Source organism: Streptomyces sp. RPT161 (assembly GCF_027533845.1).
Taxonomy (GTDB): Bacteria; Actinomycetota; Actinomycetes; order Streptomycetales; family Streptomycetaceae; genus Streptantibioticus_A; species Streptantibioticus_A silvisoli_A.
The window spans coordinates 309,143-333,640 of sequence record NZ_JAPZVN010000003.1 but is presented as its reverse complement, the minus strand read 5'-3'; the positions used below and the strand labels follow the sequence as shown (position 1 = coordinate 333,640).

Genomic DNA, 24,498 nt, shown 5'->3' with positions numbered 1-24,498 from the left:
CCGGGGCGCGGCCGGTTCGTGACCGCCGGGGCCGTCGTCGAGTGCTCGCCGTCGCGGCTGGCCATGGGCCGGGGCGAGCCTCCGGTACCCCCTGTGGCCAGCCCGTACGGCGGGTAAGCCGTAGGCTGGGGAGGTCCGCCGCCCAGGCGGCCCGTACATCGCTGGATTCCGGAGCACCTTCCCGTATGAACTCCCGTCCCCGCCGCCCGCAGGGCAAGGCACCGTACCGTCGCCCGAAGCCCGATCCGGTGCGCAAGCTCGCCTACGACGTGCTGCGCGCAGTGGACGAGCGCGACGCGTACGCCAATCTCGTGCTCCCGGCCTTGCTGCGGGAAGCCGAGCGCGACGGAGCGGGCTTCGACCGCCGGGACTCGGCGCTGGCCACCGAGCTGGTCTACGGGACGCTGCGCCGCCAGGGCACGTACGACGCCGTCATCGCGGCCTGCGTCGACCGGCCGTTGCGCGAGGTGGACCCGCCGGTGCTGGACGTGCTGAGTCTCGGCGCGCACCAGCTGCTGGGCACCCGCATCCCACCGCACGCCGCGGTCTCGGCCACCGTCGAGCTGGCCAGGGCCGTGGTGGGGGACGGCCGCTCGCGGTTCGTCAACGCGGTGCTGCGCAAGATCGCCGCCGATGACCTCGACGGCTGGCTGGACCGGGTGGCACCGCCGTACGACGAGGACCCCGAGGACCACCTCGCCGTGGTGCACTCCCACCCCCGGTGGGTGGTCTCCGCGCTGTGGGACGCGCTCGGCGGCGGACGCGAGGACATCGAGGAGCTGCTGGCGGCGGACAACGAGCGGCCCGAGGTGACCCTGGTCGCCCGGCCGGGCCGGTGCGGCGCCGCCGAGCTGGCCGAGGAGGTCGGCGTGGACGGCGCGCCGGGCCGCTGGTCCCCGTACGCGATCCGGCTCGCCGACGGCGGCGACCCGGCGGCACTGGACGCGGTGCGCGACGGCGCCGCCGGGGTCCAGGACGAGGGCAGCCAGCTCGTCGCGCTCGCGCTGGCCAACGCCCCGCTGGACGGCCCCGACCGCCGCTGGCTGGACGGCTGCGCCGGACCCGGCGGCAAGGCGGCGCTGCTGGCCGCGCTCGCCGCGGAGCGTGGCGCCGGGCTGCTGGCCGCCGAGAAGCAGCCGCACCGCGCCCGGCTGGTCGCCCGCGCACTGGCCGGCAACCCCGGCCCCTACCAGGTGGTCACCGCCGACGGCACCCGACCGGCGTGGCCGCTGGGAGCCTTCGACCGGGTGCTGATGGATGTGCCGTGCACCGGGCTGGGCGCGCTGCGCCGCCGCCCGGAGGCCCGGTGGCGCCGCCGCCCGGAGGACGTGGCCGGATTCGGGCCGCTCCAGCGGGAGTTGCTGCGCACAGCGCTGCGTTCGGTGCGGGTCGGCGGTGTGGTGGGGTACGCGACCTGCTCACCGCATCCGGCGGAGACCCGGGCCGTGGTGGACGACGTGCTGCGTGCGGCGCCGGAGGCCGCCGAACTGGTCGACGCCCGGCCGCTGTTGCCCGGCGTACCGCACCTCGGCGACGGCCCGGACATCCAGCTGTGGCCGCATCTGCACGGCACGGACGCGATGTACCTGGCGCTGCTGCGCCGGGTCGGCTGACCCGGCCCCACCGGCCGGGGCGAGGGGGCCGCCCGAAGCGGCCCGGCGCACGGGGCGCCATACTGGGCGCATGCGTGCGCAGATCAACCCGAGCATCCTTTCCGCCGACTTCGCCCGGCTCGCCGACGAGGCGCAGGCCGTGGCGGGAGCCGACTGGCTCCATGTCGACGTGATGGACAACCACTTCGTGCCCAACCTCACGCTCGGTGTTCCCGTCGTGGAATCGCTGCGCAAGGCGACCGACACCCCGCTGGACTGCCACCTGATGATCGAGGACCCGGACCGCTGGGCACCGCGGTACGTGGAGGCGGGCGCGGGGTCGGTGACCTTCCATGTCGAGGCCGCGGCGGCGCCGGTCCGGCTTGCCCGGGAGATCCGGGCCCAGGGTGCCAGGGCGTCCATGGCGCTCAAGCCCGCCACGCCGATCGAGCCTTACGAGGACCTGCTTCCGGAACTCGACATGCTGCTGGTGATGACGGTGGAGCCGGGCTTCGGTGGCCAGGCGTTCCTGGACATCATGCTGCCGAAGATCCGCCGCACCCGGGAACTGATCGCCAAGCACGGCCTTGAGCTGTGGCTCCAGGTGGACGGCGGGGTGTCCGAGTCCACCATCGAGCGGTGCGCTGAGGCGGGCGCCGACGTGTTCGTGGCGGGCTCCGCGGTGTACGGGGCGGACGATCCGGCGGCGGCGGTGCGGGCGCTGCGCGAGAGGGCCGAGTCGACTTTCGCCGGCGCGCCGTGGGCCTGCGGCCACTGAACGCGAACGGGAACGGAACCGTTAACTCCGCTGGGCGTCGCGGCACCCAGCGCCGCGTTCCGTTCATCTCACTCCCGTAAATTGCGGGTGAGATTGTGATTCCGGGCAAAGTCCCGGCGGCCGGAGGGCGCGCCGCGCCTCGCCATCTGCAAAGATGAGCATGTTGGCAATCAAATGAGCACTGGGGAGGCTGACGTGACCACTGGCCGCTCATCCGTCCGCATGGGGCCCGCCGAGATGGTGCAGGCGGCGGCGATGGCCCGCCGCTTCTACCTGGAGGGCAAGTCCAAGATCCAGATCGCGGAGGAGTTCGGCGTCAGCCGCTTCAAGGTCGCCCGCGTGCTGGAGTCCGCGCTCGAACGCGATCTGGTGCGCATCGAGATCCGTGTCCCCGCGGAGCTGGATGCCGAGCGCTCCGACGCGCTGCGCGCCCGGTACGGCTTGCGCCACGCGGTGGTGGTCGAGTCGCCGGACGGCCAGGCCAGTGACGCCCCCGACCCGGAGAACCTCGGAGCGGTGGCCGCCGGGCTGCTCGGTGAGCTGGTCAACGAGGGTGATGTGCTGGGCCTCGCCTGGGGGCGTTCCATCATCACCATGGCCAACGCGCTCGACCGGCTGCCGCCGTGCACCGTCGTCCAGCTCACCGGCGTGTACGACGCCGGGACCGCGGAGCGCGGCTCGGTCGAGGCGGTCCGCCGGGCCGCCGCGGTCTCCGGCGGTGAGGCCCATCCGATGTACGCGCCCATGGTGCTGCCGGACGCGGCCACGGCCGCCGCGCTGCGCAAGCAGACCGGGATCGCCGCGGCCATGAGCTACTTCGACAAGGTCACCGTCGCCGTGGTGTCCATCGGCTCCTGGGAGCCGCGCGTGTCCACGGTGTACGACGCGCTGTCCGACGCCGAGCGCAAGCACTACGCGGACCTCGGCGTGGCCGCCGAGATGTCCTCGCACCTGTTCGACGCGGACGGCCGACGGGTCGGCCCGGACCTGCGGGAGCGCTGCATCACGGTGGACGCGGACCGGCTGCGCCGGGTGCCGGAGGTCGTCGCCATCGCCGGCGGCATGCGCAAGGCGCAGGCGGTCGGCGCGGTGCTGCGGTCCGGGCTGGTCACCAGCCTCGTCACGGACACCGCCGCGGCGGACCACCTGCTCAACCACCAGGCCCCTGGCCCCCGTCCGGCCCTGGAACGCGCCGACCCCGGCGAGGCGTGAGCCGCCTCCGGCGGATCCACTGGCCTTCGGTTGGGCACCGCCGGGCCACGCCGTCGTGGTCGCTCGCCGCCGCGGCGGTTCTTCTCTACTGGGAGCAAGCCCCCGGGCCGCGGCCTTCCGGGGCGGGGACCCGGCTGCGCCGAACCCGCCGTGACCCGGGATGTGGAAGCATCGACCCCATGCGACGCCGTCCGTTCCGTCTGCTCCCCGCCCTGCTTGCCTGCCTGATCCTCGCCCTTGCGGGCTGTTCCGGCGGCAAACACTCCGCTGCGCGCCCGAGCGGAACGCGCGGACACGGCATGGCGACGATCACGGTGGGCCAACTGCCCCCGGAGGCACGGCACACCCTGCAACTCATCGCCGCCGGAGGCCCGTTCCCGTACCCGAAGGACGGCGTGGTGTTCGGCAACTACGAGAACGCGCTGCCGCGCGAACGCCGCGGCTACTACCACGAGTACACGGTGCCCACCCCCGGCGCGCGTGACCGCGGTGCCCGCCGCATCGTCACCGGCGCGGGCCATGAGACGTACTACACCGACGACCACTACCGAACCTTCAAGGAGGTGACGGGAGTTGACCACCCCGGAACCTGACAAGCTGCCGATTCTGCTGGGCGGCACCGGAGTAGTCCACTGGCAGCAGGACCGCCCGATCGCCGACCTGCTGGCCGCGGTGCGGCGGACCGGGCGCCGGGCGTATCCGCTGGACCTCCAAGGGGCCGCGGACAAGGCCGCGTTCATGGCGCGCTGCGCCGAGGCGCTGAAGCTGCCGGAGTGGTTCGGCGCCAACTGGGACGCCCTGTACGACTGCCTGACCGACGCGGACGTACTGCCCGCCGAAGGCGGCCGGGTGCTGGTGGTCACCGGCTGGCAGGGGTACGCGGCGGCGGCACCGGGGGAGTGGCGCACCGCGCTCGACGTCCTCGGCGACGCCGCCGACTACTGGGCGAAGACGGACACCCCGTTCCTGGCCCTGCTGGTGGAGCCGGAGTTCACAGCCCCGGCGCACCCCACACCGGGAACCAGCGGCTGAGGTCCTCCTCGACCCGCAGGTCGTTCGCGACCATCGCCTTCACCTGCAACTCCAGCGCGTTGTCCCGCCGTTCGCCGCCGCGCGGCGCGAACGGGTAGAACGTGCCGCGCTTGTAGAGGTAGACCAGCGCCAGCGAACGCCCCTCGGCGTCCCGGAAGCCCACCAGCGAGCACAGCAACTGGGGGCCGAAACCGCCGCTCTCCAGCACCGAGTTGACCGCGTGCAGATCGGTGACCAGACCTGTCACATCGTCCGCGGCGTGCCGGGAGAGCAGCCAGGTGTAGCCGTAGGAGTCCCGGCTGAACTCCACCGGAAGCCCGCCGTCCTGCTTGGCCCCGGCGTCCAGCAGGCCCTGCACCTCCTGCTTCAACTGGGCGAAGGCGCCGCCCTCCACGGCGGCGAAGCACACCGACCCCTCGCCGGTCGGGGTGAACCCGGCCGCCGCGGTCAGCGTCACGGCGGCCGACGGCAGTCCGAACAGCTGGTCGAGATCGGGCTTCACCGGCTTGCTGCGGCCGAGCAGGGTGTCAAGGAATCCCACGGACGGTCAGCTCCTCGAAAGGTACGGGGAATCTCCCCGGCGGGTGCGGTGGTGGTTCAGCCGCGGTTCAGCTCGGCGGAGATCCGCCCCAGCTGCTCCAGCCGCTGCTCCAGCGTCGGGTGGGTGGAGAGCAGGTTGGACAGGCTCTCCTTGGAGGCGATCGCCGGGGCGAAGTAGAAGGCGTTGAAGGGCTCCGCCTTGCGCAGGTCCTCGGTGGGGATCCGGGCCATCTGGCCGGTGACCTTGGTCAGCGCGGAGGCGAGCGCGGACGGCCGACCGGTGAGCTGCGCGGCCGAGCGGTCCGCGGACAGCTCGCGGTAACGGGAGAGCATCCGGGTCAGCAGGAAGCTGATCGCGTACACCACGGCGCTCACCAGCGGGATGAGCAGCGCGGCGATGGCGGCGTTCTGGTTGTTGCCACGGGAGCGGAAGCCGCCCCACAGCGCGACCCGGGTGATCACCCCGGCCAGTACGCCGAGGAAGGACGCGATGGTCATCACCGCGACGTCCTTGTGCGCCACATGCGACAGCTCATGGGCCAGCACGCCCTCCAGCTCCTCCGGCTCCAGCCGGCGCAGCAGTCCGGTGGTCGCGCAGATCACCGCGTTGTCGGCGTTGCGCCCGGTGGCGAAGGCGTTGGGCACGTCGGACTCGGCGACCGCCACCCGCGGCTTGGGCATGTCGGCCAGGGCGCACAGGCGGTCGACCGTGCCGTGCAGCTGCGGATACTCCTCCGGCGTGACCTCGCGCGCGCCCATGCTGAACGCGGCGATCTTGTCGCTGAACCAGAACTGGGCGATGAACAGGCCCCCGGCGATGATCAGGATCATCGGCCAGGCGCCTCGCAGCAGCACCAGCAGCGCACCGACGAAGACCACGTACAGCAGGCCGATCAAGAACATGGTGATGACCATGCGGCTGGCCAGGCCCCGATCCGGGGCGAAGCGAGTGCGGTTCATGTTCCCCTCCCGGGGGTCCCAAGGCCCGGCCGCGCGGCCGGAGGACGCCTCACTACGTCACTACGATTGTCACTCGCCCACCTGTGACCGCCTACGCCCGGGGGCTCACCCCCGGACCCCCGGCCGAAGCCGCGGGTGGTCCACGCCACACGGAGCGGGTCGTTTCAGATCATGCCCCAAGCGGTACTGCCGGATCCGGGAGGTTCCTCCAAACCGGGTTTCCCCTTCCGGCATGCAAAAATGAAGTACGTGCGTTTCCTCAACGATTCTCAGCCGCCGTACGACCTGACGTACGACGACGTGTTCATGGTTCCCAGCCGCTCCGCCGTGGGCTCCCGGCAGGGTGTGGACCTGTCCGCCCCGGACGGCACCGGAACCACCATCCCCCTCGTGGTCGCCAACATGACCGCGATCGCCGGCCGCCGCATGGCCGAGACGATGGCCCGCCGCGGCGGTCTGGCCGTCATTCCGCAGGACATCCCGATCGACGTGGTGACCGAGGTCATCTCCTGGGTCAAGCAGCGCCACCTGGTGCTGGACACCCCGATCGTGCTCGCCCCGCACAGCACCGTCGCCGACGCCATCGCGCTGCTGCCCAAGCGGGCGCACGGCGCGGGTGTCGTGGTCGAGGACGGCCGCCCGGTGGGCGTCGTCACCGAGTCCGACCTGTCCGGGGTGGACCGTTTCACCCAGCTGTCCGAGGTCATGTCCAAGGACCTGCTGGTCCTCGACGCGGACATCGACCCGCGTGAGGCGTTCAACCGCCTGGAGGAAGCCCACCGCAGGCTCGCCCCCGCGGTCGACAAGGACGGCAGGCTGGCGGGCATCCTCACCCGCAAGGGCGCGCTGCGCGCCACCCTCTACACCCCCGCCACCGACGCCCAGGGCAGGCTGCGGATCGCCGCCGCCGTGGGCATCAACGGCGATGTGGCGGGCAAGGCCAAGCAGCTGCTGGACGCCGGTGTCGACACGCTGGTGATCGACACCGCGCACGGCCACCAGGAGTCGATGATCTCCGCCGTCAAGGCGGTGCGCGCGCTCGACCCGCAGGTGCCGATCGTGGCCGGCAACATCGTGGCCGCCGAGGGCGTCCGTGACCTGATCGAGGCCGGAGCCGACATCATCAAGGTCGGTGTCGGTCCGGGCGCCATGTGCACCACCCGCATGATGACCGGTGTCGGCCGTCCGCAGTTCTCGGCCGTGCTGGAGTGCGCCGCCGAGGCGCGCAAGTACGGCAAGCACGTGTGGGCCGACGGCGGTGTGCGGCACCCGCGCGACGTGGCGATGGCGCTGGCCGCCGGCGCGTCCAACGTGATGATCGGCTCGTGGTTCGCCGGGACCTACGAGTCCCCCGGCGACCTCCTGCACACCGCGGACGGCCGTCCGTACAAGGAGAGCTTCGGCATGGCGTCGGCCCGCGCGGTGCGCAACCGCACCAGCGAGGAGTCCGCGTACGACCGGGCCCGCAAGGCGCTGTTCGAGGAGGGCATCTCGACCTCGCGGATGTTCCTCGACCCGGCCCGCCCGGGTGTCGAGGACCTGATCGACTCGATCATCGCGGGTGTCCGCAGCTCCTGCACCTACGCGGGCGCGGGCTCGCTGGAGGAGTTCCACCAGAAGGCGGTCGTCGGCGTGCAGTCCGCCTCCGGCTACGCCGAGGGCAAGCCGCTGCACTCCAGCTGGCAGTAGACGCACCACATCGGCATCAGGCCCCGTACGGACCGCCGCTCGGCGGGCCGTACGGGGCCTTGCTTATTTGCCGCATAACGCCCCGAGCGCAACGATTCGCCGAGAGCGGCTAACGATCACTCGGCTACCACGGGTTAGGCGCAACGTTTTTTTGTATATGTGCAATGGTCACGCATTATGGACGGAGCGCCCGCCCTCTTAGAGTCGTGGGCCATACGTGGAGCAGCGGGGACCCCCGGCTCGGCGGTCCCCCTCAAGGGCATGCCTTTCATCGGCGTGCCCTTCGCCTGGTCGGCCGTGCGGGTCGCCGCCGCTCAGAGCCGCTGACGATGATGGAGCCCCCGTGGTGGAACCCGGCACGACGCCGACAGCCCCTGCCCGGACGACCGACGCCGTACCGCCTCCGGCCGGACGGCCGTCCGGCCTCGGTGCCGCCGTGATGCGCCGCAAGCCGGTGGAACGCCTGGTCGCCGAGGGCGGCCAGGGTGAGGGCGGTCAGCTCAAGCGCTCGCTGAGCATGTGGCAGCTCACCATGATCAGCATCGGCGCCACCCTGGGCACCGGCATCTTCGTGGTGCTCGGCGAGGCGGTGCCCAAGGCCGGTCCGGCCGTGGTGGTCTCCTTCGTCATCGCCGGTCTGACCGCGCTTTTCTCCGCCCTGTCCTACGCCGAGCTGGCCGGCACCATCCCGGTCTCCGGCTCCTCCTACTCCTACGCCTACGCCACGATGGGCGAGCTGATCGCCTGGATCTGCGGCTGGTGTCTGATCCTCGAATACGGCGTGTCGGTCGCCGCGGTCGCGGTGGGCTGGGGGCAGTACCTCAACGAACTGCTCAGCGGCACCATCGGACTCACCATCCCCGGCTGGATGGCCAACCCTCCGGGCCAGGGCGGCTATCTGAACATCCCCGCGCTGCTCGTGGTACTGCTGGCCATGGGCTTCCTGCTGGGCGGCGCCAAGGAGAGCGCGCGGGCCAACACCATCATGGTCATGGTGAAGATCGCCTCGCTGATCCTCTTCTGCGCGGTCGCCTTCACCGGCATCAGGGCCGGGAACTACAAGCCGTTCATGCCGCTCGGCCTCGGCGGCGTCAGCGCGGCGGGTGCCTCGCTGTTCTTCTCCTACATCGGCTTCGACGCCGCCTCGACCGCGGGCGAGGAGGCCAAGAACCCCAAGCGCGACCTGCCGCGGGCGATCATGCTCTCGCTGCTGATCGTCACCGCGCTGTACTGCCTGGTCGCACTGGTGGCCGTGGGCGCGATGCCGTGGAAGCAGTTCGGAAACGCCGACGCCGCGCTGGCCCAGATCATGAAGGACGTCACCGGCCAGGACTTCTGGTCCGTACTGCTGGCCGCGGGCGCCGTCATCGCCATCGCCAGCGTGGTGCTGACCGTGATGTACGGCCAGACCCGGATCCTGTTCTCCATGTCCCGGGACGGCCTGGTGCCCAAGCTGTTCGCCAGGGTCAGCCCGAAGTCCGGCATCCCGGTGGCCAACACCGTGATCGTCTCGCTGTTCTGCGGTGTGCTGGCCGCCGTGGTCCCGCTCGGGGCGCTCGCCGACGCCACCAGCATCGGCACCCTCTTCGCCTTCGCCCTGGTCAACGCGGCCGTCATCGTGCTGCGCAGGACGCGGCCGGACATGCCGCGCAGCTTCAAGGTGGCCTTCTCGCCGGTCACCCCGGCGATCGGTTTCCTGCTGTGCCTGTGGATGATGGGTAGCTTCGAAACGATTACCTGGGAGTACTTCGGTGGCTGGATGATCATCGGAATCGTGCTGTACTTCGCGTACGGCATGCGCCGCTCGCAGCTGGCCCGAGAAGTGCCCACCCGACTAGAGAAGTGAACCACCCCCCTTGCGACTGAACGATCTCGACGAACGCATCGTGCACGCCCTCGCCGAGGACGCCCGCCGCTCCTACGCCGACATCGGCGCCGAAGTCGGCCTGTCCGCGCCCGCCGTCAAGCGCCGGGTCGACCGGCTGCTGGCGGCGGGCGCCATCACCGGCTTCACGGTACGGGTCGACCCGGCCGCACTCGGCTGGGAGACCGAGGCGTTCGTCGAGATCTACTGCCGCCACAACACCTCTCCCGAGGACATCCGGCGCGGCCTCACCCGCTACCCGGAGGTGGCCTCGGCCTCCACCGTCACCGGCGAGGCGGACGCCCTGGTGCAGATCTACGCCTCCGACGTCCGCCACTTCGAGCGCGTCCTGGAGCGCATCGCGGGCGAACCCTTCGTGGAGCGCACCAAGTCCGTCCTGGTGCTCTCGCCACTGCTGCGCCGCTACAGCGCGGGCTCGCCCACCTGAGCCGTGCCCCCGCGCCGCAGCCCGGCGGCGACGGCGACGGTCAGCACCAGCAGCAGTGCCGCCACGACCCGGTACCCGTCCGCCGTCGCGTGGGTGAACGCGGTCACCGCCTCGGTGTGGGCCCGGACCCCCAGCCGGGTGGCCGCCGCGAAGGTGGCCGCCGTCGAGTCCGCGTGACCGGCGAGCGGGGCGGGCAGCCGGGAGGCGAACCCGGTGGACAGGGCGGTGCCCACCGCCGCCACCCCCAGCGCGGTGCCCAGCTCACGGGCCGCGGTGTTCAGCGCCGAGCCGACCCCGGCCCGGTGCTGCGGCAGCGAGGTGACGATGGCGTGCGACAGCGAGGGCATCGCCATGCCCGCGCCGAACGCCAGCACCAGCATGTAGCAGGCGTACAGCGGGTACGGCGTGCCGGAGTTCGCGGTGGACAACAGCAGCAGACCGCCCGCGATGGACACCAGCCCCGTGGCCACCGTGGCGGCGGCCCCGATCCGCGCCGCCCACCGCATGCTGCGCTGTGTCACCAGCATCATCCCGAACGCCAGCGGCAGCACCGCGAATCCGGCCCGTAGCGCGCTGAACCCCTTGACGTACTGGAGGAACTGGGCGTTCACGTAGAACAGCGCGAACATCCCGAAGAACGCCGCAGCCACCCCCAGCGCCCCCGCGCGGACCTTCGGCAGCCGGAACAGCCGTGGGTCCAGCAGCGGAGCGGCCACCCGCAGCTCGTGCCGGACGAACACCGCCAGCAGCACCGCCGACAGGGCGAAGGCGCCCAGCGTGGCGGTCGAACCCCAACCCAGCTCGGGCCCCTCGATGATGCCGTAGAGCAGCGCCACACAGCCGAGGATCAGCAGCCCCGAGCCGGGCAGGTCCAGGGCCGCGGCGTGCCGGGGCACCCGGGGCGCGCTGTGCGCGGAGAAGGCCAGCAGCGCCGCGCCCAGCGGTACGTACATCCAGAACAGGCCCTGCCAGGGCAGGTACTGCAACACCAGCGCGCCGCCCGCGTTGCCCAGCACACCCCCGACGGCGATGGCACTGCTCCAACTGGCCACCGCCGCGCCCCGGCGCTCGGCCGGCACCGCGTACAGCAGCAGCGCCATGGTGCCCGGCAGCACCAGGGCGGCGCCCAGACCGCACACCGCCCGTGCCGCGAGCAGCACGGGCACGCTCGGCGCGAGCGCGCAGCCGGCCGCGCCCACGGTGAACACCGCCAGGCCGCTGAGCAGCACCCCCTTGCGGCCGTAGCGGTCACCCAGCGCACCGGCCGGGATCAGCAGACCGGCGAAGACGATGACGTAGGCGTCGACGATCCACAGCAGTTGCGCGGAGCTGGGATGCAGTGCGCTGGCGGAGAGCTTCGGTATCGCCAGGTTGATCGCCGCGACCAGGGACTGGGTCACCAGCACACAGGCGCACATCGCCAGAACGACCGCGCGTGGCTTGGTGGTTGGGGGTGCCGGAGCAGTGGCGGAAAGCGTTGTGGACATGTTCAGGACGCTAGGGGCCGCCAGTGTTGCCTTCAAGTGCAATGATGGCAAGGCATTGCTGCGCCAGACGCAATCCAGCAGCTCGGAGGGGAGAAATGGACCGCGGGGCCGATCTCAATCTGCTGGTCGCGCTTGATGCGCTACTGGAGGAAGAGAGTGTCACGTTGGCCGCCGAGCGGCTCGGACTGTCCGGCCCGGCGATGAGCCGTACGCTGGGCCGGATCCGGCGGCAGTTCGGCGACCCCGTGCTGGTGCGGGCCGGGCGGCGGATGGTTCCCACCCCGCGCGCGTTGGCGATCCGCGCCGAGGTGCGGCGCGTGGTGGAGGAGGCGCGGGCGGTCTTCGCCTCGGTGGCACCCGACGACCCCAGCACCTTCCAGCGGCAGTTCACCATTGTGGCGTTCGACGCGCTGGTGATGGTGTTCGGCTCCGAACTGCTGCGCCGGGTGGCCTGCGAGGCGCCTGGCTCCAAGCTGCGGTTCCTGCCCGAGGAACGCTCCGGTGTGCCGCCGCTGCGGGACGGCTCGGTGGACCTGGAGATCGGCGTCATCGACCGCGGCGAGCCGGAGGTACGGGTGGAGCCGCTGTTCGAGGACCGCATGGTCGCGGTGGTACGGCCGGGCCATCCGATGGCCAGGGAGAACAAGCTGACCCTGCGTCAGTTCACCGACGCCGGGCACCTGTTGATCTCCCGGCGCGGCCGGTTCTACGGCCCCCTGGACGAAGCGCTGGCCGACCGCGGGCTGCGCCGCCGGGTGGTCGGCTCCGCGCCCGCGCTGGCCGCCTCGCTGTTCATGATCATGGAGAGCGATGCGGTGGGCCTGGTCCTGGAGCGTGTGGCGGCCCGCGCGGTGGACGCGCTGGGGCTGCGCACCTTCCCGGTCCCGCTGGAGCTGCCGCCGGTCCGCATCGGCATGGCCTGGCACCCCCGCCACGACGCGGACCCGGGCCACGCCTGGCTCCGCCAGGTGGTCAGGGACGCGGTCGCCGCCGCGTAGGCCCCGGCGCGGCGGAAACCGCCCCACGACCCGGCGGAGCGCACGGGCGGACCAGGTGCGAAAACCCACGAGCGCACCCGCGCAACGATTCACCACGCAAGCCCCCCAGAACGCAACGAACCCACCATCGGAACGCAATGACCCGACCTTGTGAGCCCGCCGCAGGCGCCCGTACCTTCGAGGGAACCCCCGAACCCCTTCACGGAACGGCCACGACACCATGAAGCCGCTGCGCATCGCGTTGTACCAGGGCCCGAGCGGTGTGCCGCGGACCACCGAGGAGAGCCTTGCCGCGCTGGACGACGCCGCACGGCGGGCGGCCGCCGCGGGCGCGGCGCTGCTGGCGACCGCCGAGATGTACCTGACCGGATACGCCCTCGGGGACGCCGTCGCCACCCTCGCCGAGCCCGCCGACGGCCCCGGCGCCCAGCGCGTCGCGAAGATCGCCGCCGAGCACCGGGTCGCGATCGTGTACGGATACCCCGAGCGCGACGGCGAACGGGTCTTCAACTCCGCCCAGTTCATCGGCCCGGACGGGGTCCGGCTGGCCAACTACCGCAAGACGCACCTGTTCGGCGAGTTCGAGGCCCGGCACTTCACGGCCGGAGACGAACTGATCGTCCAGGCGACCCTCGACGGGCTCACCGTCGGCCTGCTGATCTGCTACGACGTCGAGTTCCCGGAGAACGTGCGGGCGCACGCGCTGGCCGGTACCGATCTGATCGTGGTGCCCACCGCACTGATGCGGCCCTTCGAGGTCGTACCCCAGACCCTCGTCCCGGCGCGCGCGTTCGAGAGCCAGCTGTATCTGGCCTATGCGAACCGTGCGGGCGCCGAGGGCGAGTTCCACTTCGCCGGGCTCAGCTGTCTGGCCGGTCCCGACGGCGTGGCGCACGCCCGTGCCGGGACCGGCGAGGACCTGGTCTTCGCTGACGTCGACCCGGTGCGCCTGCGCGCCTCGCGCCGCCAGAACCCGTATCTGCGCGACCGCCGCCCCGAGTTGTACGGGCCGCTCGCCTGATTCCGGTCTCCCCTCTCGTACCGCCCTTCTCGTACCGCCCCGCCAAGGAGAGCACGCCGATGACGTCCACGGTGCCCACTGCCGTCCACGATGAGCAGGTTCCGGAGGCGGCCAAGCCGATCACCATGTTCGGCCCCGACTTCCCGTACGCCTACGACGACTACCTGGCGCACCCGGCGGGCCTCGGCTCGATACCGGCGCACGAGCACGGCACGGAGGTGGCCGTCGTCGGCGGCGGACTGTCCGGCATCGTCGCCGCGTACGAGCTGATGAAGATGGGCCTCAAGCCGGTCGTCTACGAGGCCGACCGGCTCGGCGGGCGGCTGCGCACCGCGCGCTTCGACGGCTGCGACGACCTGACGGCCGAGATGGGCGCGATGCGTTTCCCGCCGTGCTCCACCGCCTTCCAGCACTACATCGACATGGTCGGCCTGGAGACCAGGCCGTTCCCCAACCCGCTGGCCCCGGACACCCCGTCGACCGTCGTCGACCTCAAGGGCGAGTCGCACTACGCGCGCACCCTCGACGACCTGCCCGAGGTCTACCACCAGGTGATGGACGCCTGGAACGCCTGCCTGGAGGACGGCGCCCGGTTCTCCGAGATGCAGCGGGCGATCCGCGAGCGCGACGTGCCCGCCATCCGCGCCCTCTGGGCGGACCTCGTGGAGAAGCTGGACAACCAGACCTTCTACGGGTTCCTCTGCGACTCCCCGGCGTTCAAGTCCTTCCGCCACCGTGAGATCTTCGGCCAGGTGGGCTTCGGCACCGGCGGCTGGGACACCGACTTCCCCAACTCCATCCTGGAGATCCTGCGCGTCGTCTACACCGGCGCGGACGACGACCACCGCGGCATCGTCGGGGGCAGCGAGCAACTGCCGCTGCGGCTCTGGGAGGACGAGCCCGCCAAGCTGGTGTACTGGGCGCCGGGCACGTCCCTGAAGTCGCTGCACGACGGCGAGCCGCGCCCGGCCGTCACCAGGCTGCACCGCACCGCGGGCAACCGGATCACGGTCACCGACGCGTCCGGCGACATCCGTTCCTACAAAGCGGTTGTCTTCACCGCGCAGAGCTGGATGCTGCTGTCGAAGATCGCCTGCGATGACGAGCTGTTCCCGATCGACCACTGGACGGCGATCGAGCGCACCCACTACATGGAGTCGTCCAAGCTGTTCGTCCCCGTCGACCGGCCTTTCTGGCTGGACAAGGACGAGGAGACGGGCAGGGACGTGATGAGCATGACGCTCACCGACCGGATGACCCGCGGCACGTACCTGCTGGACGACGGGCCGGACAGGCCCGCGGTGATCTGCCTGTCGTACACCTGGTGCGACGACAGCCTCAAGTGGCTTCCGCTCAGCGCCAACGAGCGGATGGAGGTCATGCTCAAGTCGCTCGGCGAGATCTACCCGAAGGTCGACATCCGCAAGCACATCATCGGCAACCCGGTGACCATCTCCTGGGAGAACGAGCCCTATTTCATGGGGGCGTTCAAGGCCAACCTGCCGGGCCACTACCGCTACCAGCGCCGCCTGTTCACCCACTTCATGCAGGACCGGCTGCCCGCCGACAAGCGCGGCATCTTCCTGGCGGGCGACGACATCTCCTGGACCGCCGGCTGGGCCGAGGGCGCGGTCCAAACCGCCCTGAACGCGGTGTGGGGCGTGATGCACCACCTCGGTGGCGAGACGGACCCGACCAACCCCGGCCCGGGCGACGTCTACGAGGAGATCGCGCCGGTGGAACTACCGGAGGACTGACGGGCCTTGGGGGTGGGGGCTCGCCCCCACCCCGGCGGCCCCTAGTTGAGCGGGGTCAGCAAACACCGGCCGACCAGCCCGACCCCGGCGTCCAGCCGATCCGTGAACGCCGCGTACACATGCGGCAGTTCACGCAACCGCCACAGCACCTGCGCGGCGTCCCACGCCGCGTCCCGTGCCGCGTCCAGACTCCACGCCCCGGCGAGGTGGATCAGCGCGTCGCCGATCTCCCGCACGTCGCCGACGGGCATCAACTCCTCGCGGATCCGGTCCTCAAGCAGCCCGAGCATCCGCCCGACCCGCTCGAAGTCCCGCTGGACGGCGTGCGGTGGCGCGCCGAGCGCCTCGCACGCGTCGACCACCGCCATCGGCAGGTCGTGGCCCACGTGGGCGTTGATGCCAGCCAGCGCGAACTGCACCGGCCGCACCCCGCGGTGCCCACGCAACTGGAACAGCGGGCGCCAGCACGCGGGCGCCCGCCGCCCGGCCGCGTCGGCGTCGACGGCGGCCAGATAGCGCTCCGCGAACACCGCACCCAACTCGGCCGTGGCGTAGGGATCGGGAAAGTAGCCGTCCGCGATCCGGCCGCGCAGCGCCTCGGTCACCGCCAGGTACACCCGGTTGAACACCGCCACGCCGTCGTCCGGCGGCAGCGTCTCGTACAGCGCCCGCATCCGTGCCAGTGCGGAGTCAACACCGGTTGCCGCCGAGGACAGTTGCCCGCTTGGAGTCATGCGGGCCAGCGTCCCAGTGAACGGACACTTGGGGCGATTCGCCCCGCCCGGCGTTCCCCACAACGGGCGACAGGCCGCCTCCCCCCTTCCGGCGGTACGAAGGCCTGGGCATCCTGGCCCCATGTCGAAGCCCCCGCGACGCGTCGCCCAGGTGGTCCGGCTCCGTCCCGAGCACGAGGCGGAGTACCGAAGGCTGCACCAGGAGGTCTGGCCCTCGGTGCTGAAGACCCTGACCGCGGCGCACATCACCAACTACTCGATCTTCCTGCGCGACGGCCTGCTGTTCGCCTACTTCGAGTACACCGGCGACGACTACGCCGCCGACCAGGCCCGTATCGCGGCCGACCCGCAGACCCGGCGCTGGTGGCAGCTGACCGACCCCTGCCAGCAACCGCTGGACAGCGCGGCGCGGGGAGAACTGTGGGTCCACGCCGAAGAGGTCTTCCACCTGGACTGACGCCCGCCCGTCGACGGTAACCCCGATACGGGGACCGGCACACCCTGGATACGGTCTTCGGTGCCGCGCATCCTGAACATGTGGACCGCACCGCTCTCGCCGACTTCCTGCGCCGCCGCCGTGCCGGGCTCGCGCCCGTGGACGTCGGGCTGGCGGCGGGGCCGCGCCGCCGGACCCCCGGACTGCGGCGGGAGGAGGTGGCCCGGCTGGCCGACATGTCCGCCGACTACTACACCCGGCTGGAACAGGGCCGCGCGCCTCGTCCGTCGCGCCGGGTCCTGGCCGCGCTGGCCCGGGCACTGCGGCTGACCGACGGCGAACGGGACCATCTGTTCAGGTTGGCGGGGGAGGAGCCGCCGGACGACCGTGGTTCCGGCGAACACGTTCGCCCGGGAATGCTGTTGATCCTGGACCGCCTGGCCGACACCCCCGCCCAAGTGGTGAACGGCATCGGCGATGTGCTGGCCCGCAACGCACTGGCGGCGGCGCTGCTCGGCGATGACTCGAACCTCCCGCCACAGCGGCGGAACGTCATCCTCCGGCACTTCACCGACCCCGCCGCCCGGGAACTCCTCTCCGCGCCGGACCGGTTGGCCCACTCCCGGGCCCATGTCGCCCGGCTGCGGACGGCGTTGGCGGCACGCCACCAGGACGCCAGGGCCGCCGCGCTGGTCGCCCGACTGCGCACGGCGAGCCCGGAGTTCGCCGACCTGTGGGACCACCCCGAGCCTGCACCACGGCACCGGAACAGCCTGCGGCTGCGCCATCCGGTCGTCGGCGCGCTGGAGTTGGCGCGCGAGGTGCTGCTCAGCGAGGAGGGCGGCCAGCGGCTGATCGTCTACACCGCGCGCCCCGGCAGCGACTCGTACGAGCGGCTTCGGCTGCTGCGCGTGGTCGGCCTTGAGGACTTCGCCGCCAGCACCAACTGACCGTGCCGGCGCGCCGCGCCGTCGTATGCTTCGTCGCCCGGAGCGTAGTGGACGGAGCGTGATCAATGACCGGCTTCGGCTGGAAGCTGCACGGTGATGGCAGGCACCTGGCGCCCGGCGAGGTCGTCAAACCGGGGGAGCGGCTGAGTTGGGGGCGCACGATCGCCCTTGGCGCCCAGCACGTCGTCTCGATGATCGGCGCCTGCTTCGTCGCCCCGGTACTGATGGGGCTCGATCCGAGCCTGGCCCTGATGGCGTCCGGCGTGGCGACCGTACTGTTCCTGGTGATGACGCGGGGCCGCATCCCCAGCTACCTCGGCTCCTCGCTCTCCTTCGTCGGTGTGTCCGCGGTGATCGCGCGTCAGGGCGGCAACGCCGGGACGCTGACCGGCTCGATGCTGGTGGTGGGGGCCTGCCTGGCCGCGTGCGGCATCGCCATCCAGGTGCTCGGCGCCCGGGTCATCCACGCGGTGCTGCCGCCCGCGGTCACCGGGGCGGTCGTGATGCTCATCGGCTTCAATCTGGCCCCGGTCACGGCCAGCACCTACTGGCCGCAGGACCAGTGGACGGCACTGCTGACCATGCTGTTCACGGGGCTGGCGCTGGTCGTACTGCGCGGCTTCTGGTCGCGGATCGCGATCTTCCTCGGCCTGGTCTTCGGCTACGCGCTCTCCTGGGTGCTCGACCGCACCACCGGAAGGATCCATTCGGCCAATGGCAGTGGTCAGATCACCGACCACTGGCGCATCGACTTCTCCGGAGTGGCCAAGGCGCACTGGATCGGTCTGCCGCACTTCCACGCCCCCGACTTCTCGGCCTCGGCGATCCTCGTCGCCCTTCCCGTCCTGGTGGCCCTGGTGGCCGAGAACGCGGGCCACGTCAAGGCGGTCGGGGAGATGACGGGGGACCCGCTGGAGGACAAGATGGGCATGGCCATCGCGGCTGACGGTACGGCCACCATGCTCTCCACCGCCGTCGGCGGTCCGGCGACCACCACCTACGCGGAGAACATCGGGGTCATGGCGGCGACCCGGGTCTACTCCACCGCCGCCTACTCCGCGGCGGCGGCCTTCGCTCTGCTCTTCGGCCTCTGCCCGAAGTTCGGCGCCATGGTGGCGGCGATCCCCGGCGGCGTGCTGGGCGGGATCACGGTGATCCTCTACGGCATGATCGGCCTGCTGGGCGCCCAGATCTGGGTCCGCAACAAGGTGGACTTCGCCGTTCCGCTGAACCTCATCCCGGCCGCCTCCGGAGTCATCATCGCCATCGGCGGCGTCTCGCTCAAGATCACCAACCACTTCGAGCTCAACGGCATCGCCCTGGGCACGCTCATCGTCCTCACCGGCTACCACGCCCTGCGCTGGCTCTCCCGCGCCGCCGCCCAACGCCGGATGCCCCTCCTCGACGCCGGCACGAGCGACTACGACCGGACGACGACAGAGCCGGAATGAGCGGCTACCGCAGCGCCGCGAAGTGCCCTCAGAACAAGGCGTCCTGGTCCCCTTCGCGCGGTCCGAGCGGCCGGTTCGGTGCGGTGGTGCGGTCGGTGGGGGACGCGGACGTGAGGGGCCAGCCGGAGAGCAGGCGCAGGTCGAGTGTGAACAGCCCTGATCCGGTGCTGAGATACGCGTCCGTGCCCACCAGCGAGGTCAGGGCGCCCGCCACGGTACTGCCGGCGGAGAGGTGGCTGATCTCCGCGTGCGGGAGCGGTGGGGAGGCCAGGTCCAGGCCGTAGGCGGGGGTGTGGTCAGTGATCTCCAGCGGGAGGCTGTGCAGGGTCTCCGGCCACGCCGCGCAGGAGACCGCGCACTCGTGGGCGGTCGCCATCTCCCGCGTCCGGTCGGCGGGGTCAGACGCGGCCATACGGGCGGCGAGTTTGGTGGCGTGGCGGACGCGGTCGGGTATGCCCAGGGCCGGGCCGAGGGACGCCTCCGCGCGGCGGGCGGCGGCCAGGGGACCCTGGCCGAGCCAGGTGTGGGCGAGGGCGCCCTGTTCACGTAGCCGGTTGTGGCCCCGTTCGGCGGCGGTGATGCCGAGCTTCAGCAGGCCGGGGCCGAACCACGCCAGGTACAGGCGGAACGGGCGCCGGTCGTCGAAGGCGGTGTCGGCGGCCACTGAGGAGGAGCGGTCCATGGCCGAGCAGTCCGGGCACTGCCCGGAGACGGCGCCGTCGGGCACCGTGGCCTGCCACGGGCACCTGAGGCGCCGCCCGGCTCGCCGCACACCGCCGCAGCGGCGGTCCCCACCAGCGGCGAAGGCGAGCGACTCGCCCAGCACCAGCGGCCGTTCGCGCTCACCGGCGGTCGCCGAGGACCAGCCCAGCACCGGACCCGTGGCGCGCCACGACATCCCGGTGCAGCGCCATTCGCTCATCAACGCTCCCGTCGCAGGCAGTGCTCGCGCGGTGCGCCCCCGGTCAGCGGCTCGGCGGGGGATGTCCGCACGTCAACCAGTCTGTCAGTGCCGATCTGCGCCCGGCCGTCCCCAAGCCGTCGCGCTCTCGTCATGTCCGCACCACTGCCCGCGCGGCGGCGATGGCTCTACGCTCCAACGGCCTTGTTCGTGGACGCCGCCGCCGACGCGGGAGACCGGGCCGTGCGCACCGCGCTGTCCAGGCCGCGCACCCCACCCGGCGGCGATGTCCACGCGCTGCGCCCCGCACCGGAACAGCCCGATCCGGTCTGGGGCTGAGCGACCGGCGGGCCGGGCCGCCGTGGGGTCGCTTCGGCCCAGCGAATCGGACCTTCACGTTCCGCATCCATCCTGTGACTCAAGCCACAGGGCCTCGCCCGCATAGTTCCCGATCAGCCGTGGCAGACTGAAGCTGTACCAGTGACAAAGCGCACTCCGGGGTCGGTGAAAGTCCGAACCGGCGGTTACAGTCCGCGACCCGTCCGCAACCAGCGGCCGGTTGACCAGGTGAAATTCCTGGACCGACGGTTAAAGTCCGGATGGGAGGCAGTGCGCGCGGGATCCACCGGTACGCCGTCTTCGGCGGCCCCGCCAGCGTTCGTACTCGCGGCGGCGCATTGCCGACAACGGTGTGGCCTGGTGTACATGCCCGTACGAGGCGTTCTCGCCCGTACGCGTCCCGACTGAGCCCCGGAGTCCGCCCGAAGAGGCAGGAGGACCCGGTGGCCACCGCAGTTGAAGCCCTCGCGATGCAGCGGGCCATTGAGCTCGCCGCCCGTGGGCTCGGCTCCACCAGCCCCAACCCGGTCGTCGGCTGCGTCATCCTCGATCCGGACGGCGAGGTCGCCGGAGAGGGCTGGCACCAGCGGGCCGGCGGGCCGCACGCCGAGGTGCACGCACTGCGCGCCGCGGCCGGGCGGGCCCGCGGCGGAACCGCGGTCGTCACCCTGGAGCCCTGCAACCACACCGGCCGCACCGGCCCCTGCGCCCAGGCGCTGATCTCCGCCGGAGTCGCCCGGGTCGTCTACGCCGTCGCCGACCCCACCCCCACCGCCACCGGGGGCGCGGCCACCCTGCGCGCCGCGGGCATCGACGTGGAGGGCGGACTGCTCGCCGACGCCGCGGCCCGCGGCAACGAGGCATGGCTGACCGCCACCCCCCGCCGACGCCCCTTCGTGACCTGGAAGTACGCCGCCACGCTGGACGGCCGCAGCGCCGCCGCCGACGGCACCAGCCGCTGGATCACCGCACCCCAGGCCAGGGCCGAGGTGCACCGCCTGCGCGCCGAGTCCGACGCGGTGCTGGTCGGCTCCGGCACCCTGCGCGCCGACGACCCGCAGCTCGCGGTGCGCGGCGTCGACGGTGACATCACCCAGCCGCTGCGGGTCGTGGTGGACACCGAAGCCACCATCCGCCCCGACGCCCGCGTACTGGACTCGGCCGCGCCCACCGTGGTGGCGGTCGCCCAGGACGCCGACACCGACCACCTCAAGGCCGAGGTGCTCCGCCTGCCGCGCGCCGCCGACGGCCGCGGTCTCGACCCGCACGCCCTGCTCAGCGCGTTGTACCAGCGCGACGTTCGGTCCGTGCTGCTGGAGGGCGGACCCACCCTCGCCGGGGCCTTCCTGGCCGCCGGAGTGGTGGACAAGGTCATCGGCTACCTCGCACCCGCACTGCTCGGCGCCGGGCCCGCCGCCCTCGCCGACGCCGGAATCCCCACCATCGAACGGGCGTTGCGGCTCGATGTGGCCGACCTGCAACCCATCGGCCCCGACATCCGCATCACCGCCTACCCGTCACCTGATCACCTGGTTCGGTCCCACCCGTCGCCCGACCACCACCCCTCATCGAGGGACCTGCGGGCCCACCCCGATGCCGAAGCTGCCGAGGAGAACTGAGTGTTCACCGGAATCGTCGAAGAACTGGGCGAGGTCGTCGCCGTGGCGGACCTGGGTGACGCGTCCCGCTTCACCCTGCGCGGCCCGGTAGTCGCCGAAGACGCCAAGCACGGCGACTCGATCGCGGTCAACGGCGTGTGCCTCACGGTCGTGGAGACCGCGGACGGCGCCTTCACCGCCGATGTGATGGCCGAAACGTTGCACCGCTCCAGCCTGGGCGCGCTGCGCACCGGCTCCCGGGTCAACCTTGAGCGGCCGATGGCGCTCGGCGGGCGGCTCGGCGGCCACCTCGTCCAGGGGCATGTCGACGGCACCGGGACCATCGTGGAGCGCACCCCCGCCGAGCACTGGGAGATCGTCAAGGTCTCGCTGCCGAAGGCCCTTTCGCGGTACGTGGTGGAGAAGGGCTCGATCACGGTGGACGGCATCAGCCTCACCGTGGTCGAGGCGGCCGACGACCACTTCACCGTCAGCCTGATCCCGACCACCCTCGCGCTGACCACGCTCGGCATCAAGCAGCCCGGCGACCCGGTCAACCTCGAGGTGGACGTGCTCGCCAAGTACGTCGAGCGGCTGCTGGGCGACCGTACCGGGGACGTGGCCAGGTGAGCGCCCTGCACTGGCTGTCCGGCCAGGCGTTCTCCGTACTGGGACAGCACGTCATCTGGTCCGACATGATCGGCAACGTGCTCGGCCTGGCCGCGCTCGCGCTCGGCTGGCGCCGCTCGGTGTGGAGCTGGCCCGCACAGCTGCTCTCCGGGCTGGTCCTGGTCGTCGCGTACGCCACCGCGCACCTCAGCGGTGGGATCGGCAAGCAACTCGTGGTCATCGTCGTGGCGTTGTGGGGCTGGGGCCGGTGGCAGCGGGGGCTGCGCACCGAGGGCGATGTCGCGGTGCGCTTCGCCACCTGGCGGGAACGCGGCCTGCTGCTGGCCGGGTTGGCGCTCGGCACGCTGCTCGTCGGCGGGCTGTTCACGGCCTACCCGGCGCTGTCCTGGAACCCCTGGCCGGACGCGTACATATTCGTCGGCACCCTCGCCGCGATGGTGGCGCAGGCCCGTGGCTGGGTCGAGTTCTGGTTCGCCTGGCTCGCGGTGGACCTGGTCGGTGTGCCGCTGGCGTTCAGCAGCGGGCTGGTCTTCTCCGCCCTCGTCTACGGCGTCTACTTCATTCTCGTGATCGCGGGCATGCGCGCCTGGTGGCTGCGCACCCGGGTGCTTCCGAACACCGGGACCGTTCTGGAAGGAGTCGCGTGAGCGTCGCACTCGCGGCCGCCGGGCCGCAGACAACAGTGAAAGCCGCACCTTCGCGCCGCGAGGGCGGAGAAGCGAACACAAGGGGCCGAGCATGACCGCGCTGCAGAGCTGGTACGACGCCGACGGCGACACTTTCGCCCTGGACCCCGTCGAGCGGGCGATCGCCGACATCGCGGCCGGACGCCCGGTCGTGGTGGTCGACGACGAGGACCGGGAGAACGAGGGCGACCTGGTCTTCGCCGCGGAGCTCGCCACGCCCGAACTCGTCGCCTTCATGATGACCGAGTGCCGCGGCCTGATCTGCGCCCCACTGGAGGCCCCCGACCTGGAGCGCCTCGACCTGCCGCAGATGGTGCAGCAGAACACCGAGTCGATGCGCACCGCCTTCACCGTCTCCGTGGACGCGGCCCCCGAGCACGGCACCAGCACCGGCATCTCCGCCGCCGACCGCGCCACCACCCTGCGGATGCTCGCCGCCCCCGGCAGCGCGGCCACCGACTTCGTGCGCCCCGGACACATCTTCCCGCTGCGCGCCCGCTCCGGCGGCGTGCTCACCCGGGACGGGCACACCGAGGCGGGCGTCGACCTCGCCCGGCTGGCGGGGCTGCGCCCGGCCGCCGCGATCTGCGAGATCGCCAACGAGGACGGCAGCATGGCCCGGCTGCCAGAGCTGGTGCCGTTCGCCCGCAAGCACGGGCTGGCGATCATCTCCATCGCGGACCTGATCACCTACCGCAGGGCCAGCGAGCCCACCGTGCGCCGTGAGGCGACGACCGCGCTGCCCACCGAGTTCGGCGACTTCCGCGCCTACGGCTACCGCAGCACCACCGACGGTGTCGAGCACATCGCGCTGGTGTACGGCGAGGTCGGCCAGGGCGAGGACGTGCTGGTGCGGATGCACTCCGAATGCCTGACCGGCGACGTCTTCCACTCGCTGCGCTGCGACTGCGGGCCGCAGTTGGAGGAGTCGATGCGGAAGGTGGCCGTCGAGGGCCGCGGCGTGGTGGTGTATCTGCGCGGGCACGAGGGCCGCGGCATCGGCCTGCTGCACAAGCTGCGCGCCTACGAGCTCCAGGAGCGCGGCCGCGACACGCTGGACGCCAACCTGGAACTGGGACTGCCCGCCGACTCCCGCGACTACGCCGCCGGTGCCCAGATCCTCGCCGACCTCGGCGTGCGGTCGCTGCGGCTGATGACCAACAACCCGCAGAAGGTGGCGGCGTTGACCGCGCACGGTCTGCGCGTCACCGGCCGGGAGCCGATGCCGGTGCAGGCCGGGGAGCACAATCTGCGGTACCTGCGCACCAAGCGCGACCGGATGGGCCATGAACTGCCGTGGCTCGACGCCGCAGCGCCGACCGGCGCATGCGGAAACCAGTGACCGGCGTTTAGTTTTCCCCGGGGGCACTGCCCCTCGGACCCCACCTAAGGAGA

General features: G+C 71.8%; 24 protein-coding genes and 1 riboswitch. Of the genes, 19 read left to right on the top strand and 5 right to left on the bottom strand.

The annotated features are described in order from the left end of the window. Positions 1-185 precede the first annotated feature (185 nt). From O5O46_RS09555 to O5O46_RS09535, 5 genes are all read left to right on the top strand, one after another. Positions 186-1,613 (top strand): RsmB/NOP family class I SAM-dependent RNA methyltransferase, encoded by a 1,428-nt coding sequence (locus O5O46_RS09555; RefSeq protein ID WP_269854883.1) that lies wholly within the window; start codon positions 186-188, stop codon positions 1,611-1,613. 70 nt (positions 1,614-1,683) lie between these two features. After that, the gene (rpe, locus tag O5O46_RS09550; protein WP_269854882.1) at positions 1,684-2,370 is read left to right on the top strand and encodes a ribulose-phosphate 3-epimerase; all 687 of its coding nucleotides are present in this window, start codon (positions 1,684-1,686) and stop codon (positions 2,368-2,370) included. A 174-nt stretch (positions 2,371-2,544) separates the two neighbouring features. Continuing rightward, positions 2,545-3,582 (top strand): sugar-binding transcriptional regulator, encoded by a 1,038-nt coding sequence (locus O5O46_RS09545; protein WP_269854881.1) that lies wholly within the window; start codon positions 2,545-2,547, stop codon positions 3,580-3,582. Between the two features lie 179 nt (positions 3,583-3,761). Further along, entirely contained in the window at positions 3,762-4,175 is a 414-nt protein-coding gene (locus O5O46_RS09540; protein ID WP_269854880.1) for a ribonuclease domain-containing protein, read from the top strand. Further along, positions 4,156-4,614, top strand: coding sequence for a barstar family protein (locus O5O46_RS09535; protein WP_269854879.1), 459 nt, complete (start codon positions 4,156-4,158; stop codon positions 4,612-4,614). Before O5O46_RS09540 ends, O5O46_RS09535 begins: the two co-directional genes overlap by 20 nt. Here the strand turns inward: O5O46_RS09535 and pspAB are convergent. Continuing rightward, on the bottom strand, positions 4,574-5,155 hold the full coding sequence (gene pspAB / locus O5O46_RS09530; RefSeq protein WP_269854878.1) for a PspA-associated protein PspAB: 582 nt from the start codon (positions 5,153-5,155) through the stop codon (positions 4,574-4,576). The genes O5O46_RS09535 and pspAB overlap by 41 nt on opposite strands. Positions 5,156-5,211: 56 nt before the next feature. After that, complete coding sequence (gene htpX / locus O5O46_RS09525) at positions 5,212-6,114, bottom strand: zinc metalloprotease HtpX (RefSeq protein WP_269854877.1); 903 nt, start codon at positions 6,112-6,114, stop codon at positions 5,212-5,214. Positions 6,115-6,354: 240 nt separating this feature from the next. Here htpX and O5O46_RS09520 point away from each other — a divergent pair, with 240 nt between their 5' ends. The 3 genes from O5O46_RS09520 to O5O46_RS09510 all read left to right on the top strand — a co-directional run bounded on the left by O5O46_RS09520 (position 6,355) and on the right by O5O46_RS09510 (position 10,115). Then, complete coding sequence (locus O5O46_RS09520) at positions 6,355-7,803, top strand: GuaB1 family IMP dehydrogenase-related protein (protein WP_269854876.1); 1,449 nt, start codon at positions 6,355-6,357, stop codon at positions 7,801-7,803. A 439-nt stretch (positions 7,804-8,242) separates the two neighbouring features. Next, entirely contained in the window at positions 8,243-9,649 is a 1,407-nt protein-coding gene (locus O5O46_RS09515; RefSeq protein WP_269855151.1) for an amino acid permease, read from the top strand. A gap of 10 nt (positions 9,650-9,659) precedes the next feature. Further along, the gene (locus O5O46_RS09510) at positions 9,660-10,115 is read left to right on the top strand and encodes an Lrp/AsnC family transcriptional regulator (protein ID WP_269854875.1); all 456 of its coding nucleotides are present in this window, start codon (positions 9,660-9,662) and stop codon (positions 10,113-10,115) included. Here O5O46_RS09510 and O5O46_RS09505 read toward each other — a convergent pair. Beyond that, entirely contained in the window at positions 10,091-11,602 is a 1,512-nt protein-coding gene (locus O5O46_RS09505; RefSeq protein WP_269854874.1) for an MFS transporter, read from the bottom strand. The two genes, O5O46_RS09510 and O5O46_RS09505, sit on opposite strands and share 25 nt — an antisense overlap. Before the next feature lie 95 nt (positions 11,603-11,697). Here O5O46_RS09505 and O5O46_RS09500 point away from each other — a divergent pair, with 95 nt between their 5' ends. The 3 genes from O5O46_RS09500 (at position 11,698) to O5O46_RS09490 (ending at position 15,378) form a co-directional block, all read left to right on the top strand. Beyond that, positions 11,698-12,600, top strand: a complete 903-nt coding sequence (locus O5O46_RS09500; protein ID WP_269854873.1) for a LysR family transcriptional regulator — start codon at positions 11,698-11,700, stop codon at positions 12,598-12,600. A 220-nt stretch (positions 12,601-12,820) separates the two neighbouring features. Next, positions 12,821-13,621 carry a carbon-nitrogen hydrolase family protein gene (locus O5O46_RS09495; RefSeq protein ID WP_269854872.1) on the top strand — a complete coding sequence of 267 codons (801 nt, stop codon included), beginning with the start codon at positions 12,821-12,823 and terminating at the stop codon, positions 13,619-13,621. A gap of 59 nt (positions 13,622-13,680) precedes the next feature. Next, positions 13,681-15,378 carry a flavin monoamine oxidase family protein gene (locus tag O5O46_RS09490; RefSeq protein WP_269854871.1) on the top strand — a complete coding sequence of 566 codons (1,698 nt, stop codon included), beginning with the start codon at positions 13,681-13,683 and terminating at the stop codon, positions 15,376-15,378. A 41-nt stretch (positions 15,379-15,419) separates the two neighbouring features. On the opposite strand, the gene O5O46_RS09485 is transcribed toward O5O46_RS09490, so the two are convergent. Next, positions 15,420-16,112 carry a DUF5995 family protein gene (locus O5O46_RS09485; protein ID WP_269854870.1) on the bottom strand — a complete coding sequence of 231 codons (693 nt, stop codon included), beginning with the start codon at positions 16,110-16,112 and terminating at the stop codon, positions 15,420-15,422. 121 nt (positions 16,113-16,233) lie between these two features. Here O5O46_RS09485 and O5O46_RS09480 point away from each other — a divergent pair, with 121 nt between their 5' ends. From O5O46_RS09480 to O5O46_RS09470, 3 genes are all read left to right on the top strand, one after another. Further along, positions 16,234-16,569 (top strand): L-rhamnose mutarotase, encoded by a 336-nt coding sequence (locus O5O46_RS09480; protein WP_269854869.1) that lies wholly within the window; start codon positions 16,234-16,236, stop codon positions 16,567-16,569. 80 nt (positions 16,570-16,649) lie between these two features. Then, positions 16,650-17,498 (top strand): helix-turn-helix transcriptional regulator, encoded by an 849-nt coding sequence (locus tag O5O46_RS09475; protein ID WP_269854868.1) that lies wholly within the window; start codon positions 16,650-16,652, stop codon positions 17,496-17,498. Between the two features lie 65 nt (positions 17,499-17,563). After that, positions 17,564-18,949, top strand: a complete 1,386-nt coding sequence (locus O5O46_RS09470) for a uracil-xanthine permease family protein (protein ID WP_269854867.1) — start codon at positions 17,564-17,566, stop codon at positions 18,947-18,949. A 28-nt stretch (positions 18,950-18,977) separates the two neighbouring features. Here O5O46_RS09470 and O5O46_RS09465 read toward each other — a convergent pair whose 3' ends face one another. After that, positions 18,978-19,871, bottom strand: a complete 894-nt coding sequence (locus O5O46_RS09465; protein WP_269854866.1) for a DUF2797 domain-containing protein — start codon at positions 19,869-19,871, stop codon at positions 18,978-18,980. 132 nt (positions 19,872-20,003) lie between these two features. On the opposite strand from O5O46_RS09465, the gene O5O46_RS09460 reads away from it, so the two are divergent. The 5 genes from O5O46_RS09460 to O5O46_RS09440 all read left to right on the top strand — a co-directional run bounded on the left by O5O46_RS09460 (position 20,004) and on the right by O5O46_RS09440 (position 24,445). Next, positions 20,004-20,189, top strand: a complete 186-nt coding sequence (locus O5O46_RS09460; protein ID WP_269854865.1) for a hypothetical protein — start codon at positions 20,004-20,006, stop codon at positions 20,187-20,189. 147 nt (positions 20,190-20,336) lie between these two features. Further along, a riboswitch (FMN riboswitch) is annotated at positions 20,337-20,467 on the top strand. A 192-nt stretch (positions 20,468-20,659) separates the two neighbouring features. Continuing rightward, a complete protein-coding gene (gene ribD / locus O5O46_RS09455; protein WP_443072453.1) occupies positions 20,660-21,808 on the top strand; it encodes a bifunctional diaminohydroxyphosphoribosylaminopyrimidine deaminase/5-amino-6-(5-phosphoribosylamino)uracil reductase RibD in 1,149 nt (382 codons plus the stop codon). Then, positions 21,809-22,417 carry a riboflavin synthase gene (locus O5O46_RS09450; RefSeq protein ID WP_269854863.1) on the top strand — a complete coding sequence of 203 codons (609 nt, stop codon included), beginning with the start codon at positions 21,809-21,811 and terminating at the stop codon, positions 22,415-22,417. After that, positions 22,414-23,064, top strand: a complete 651-nt coding sequence (locus O5O46_RS09445) for a nicotinamide mononucleotide transporter family protein (protein WP_269854862.1) — start codon at positions 22,414-22,416, stop codon at positions 23,062-23,064. The genes O5O46_RS09450 and O5O46_RS09445 overlap by 4 nt, the downstream gene beginning before the upstream one ends. Positions 23,065-23,155: 91 nt before the next feature. Then, positions 23,156-24,445 carry a bifunctional 3,4-dihydroxy-2-butanone-4-phosphate synthase/GTP cyclohydrolase II gene (locus tag O5O46_RS09440; protein WP_269854861.1) on the top strand — a complete coding sequence of 430 codons (1,290 nt, stop codon included), beginning with the start codon at positions 23,156-23,158 and terminating at the stop codon, positions 24,443-24,445. Positions 24,446-24,498: the final 53 nt, after the last annotated feature.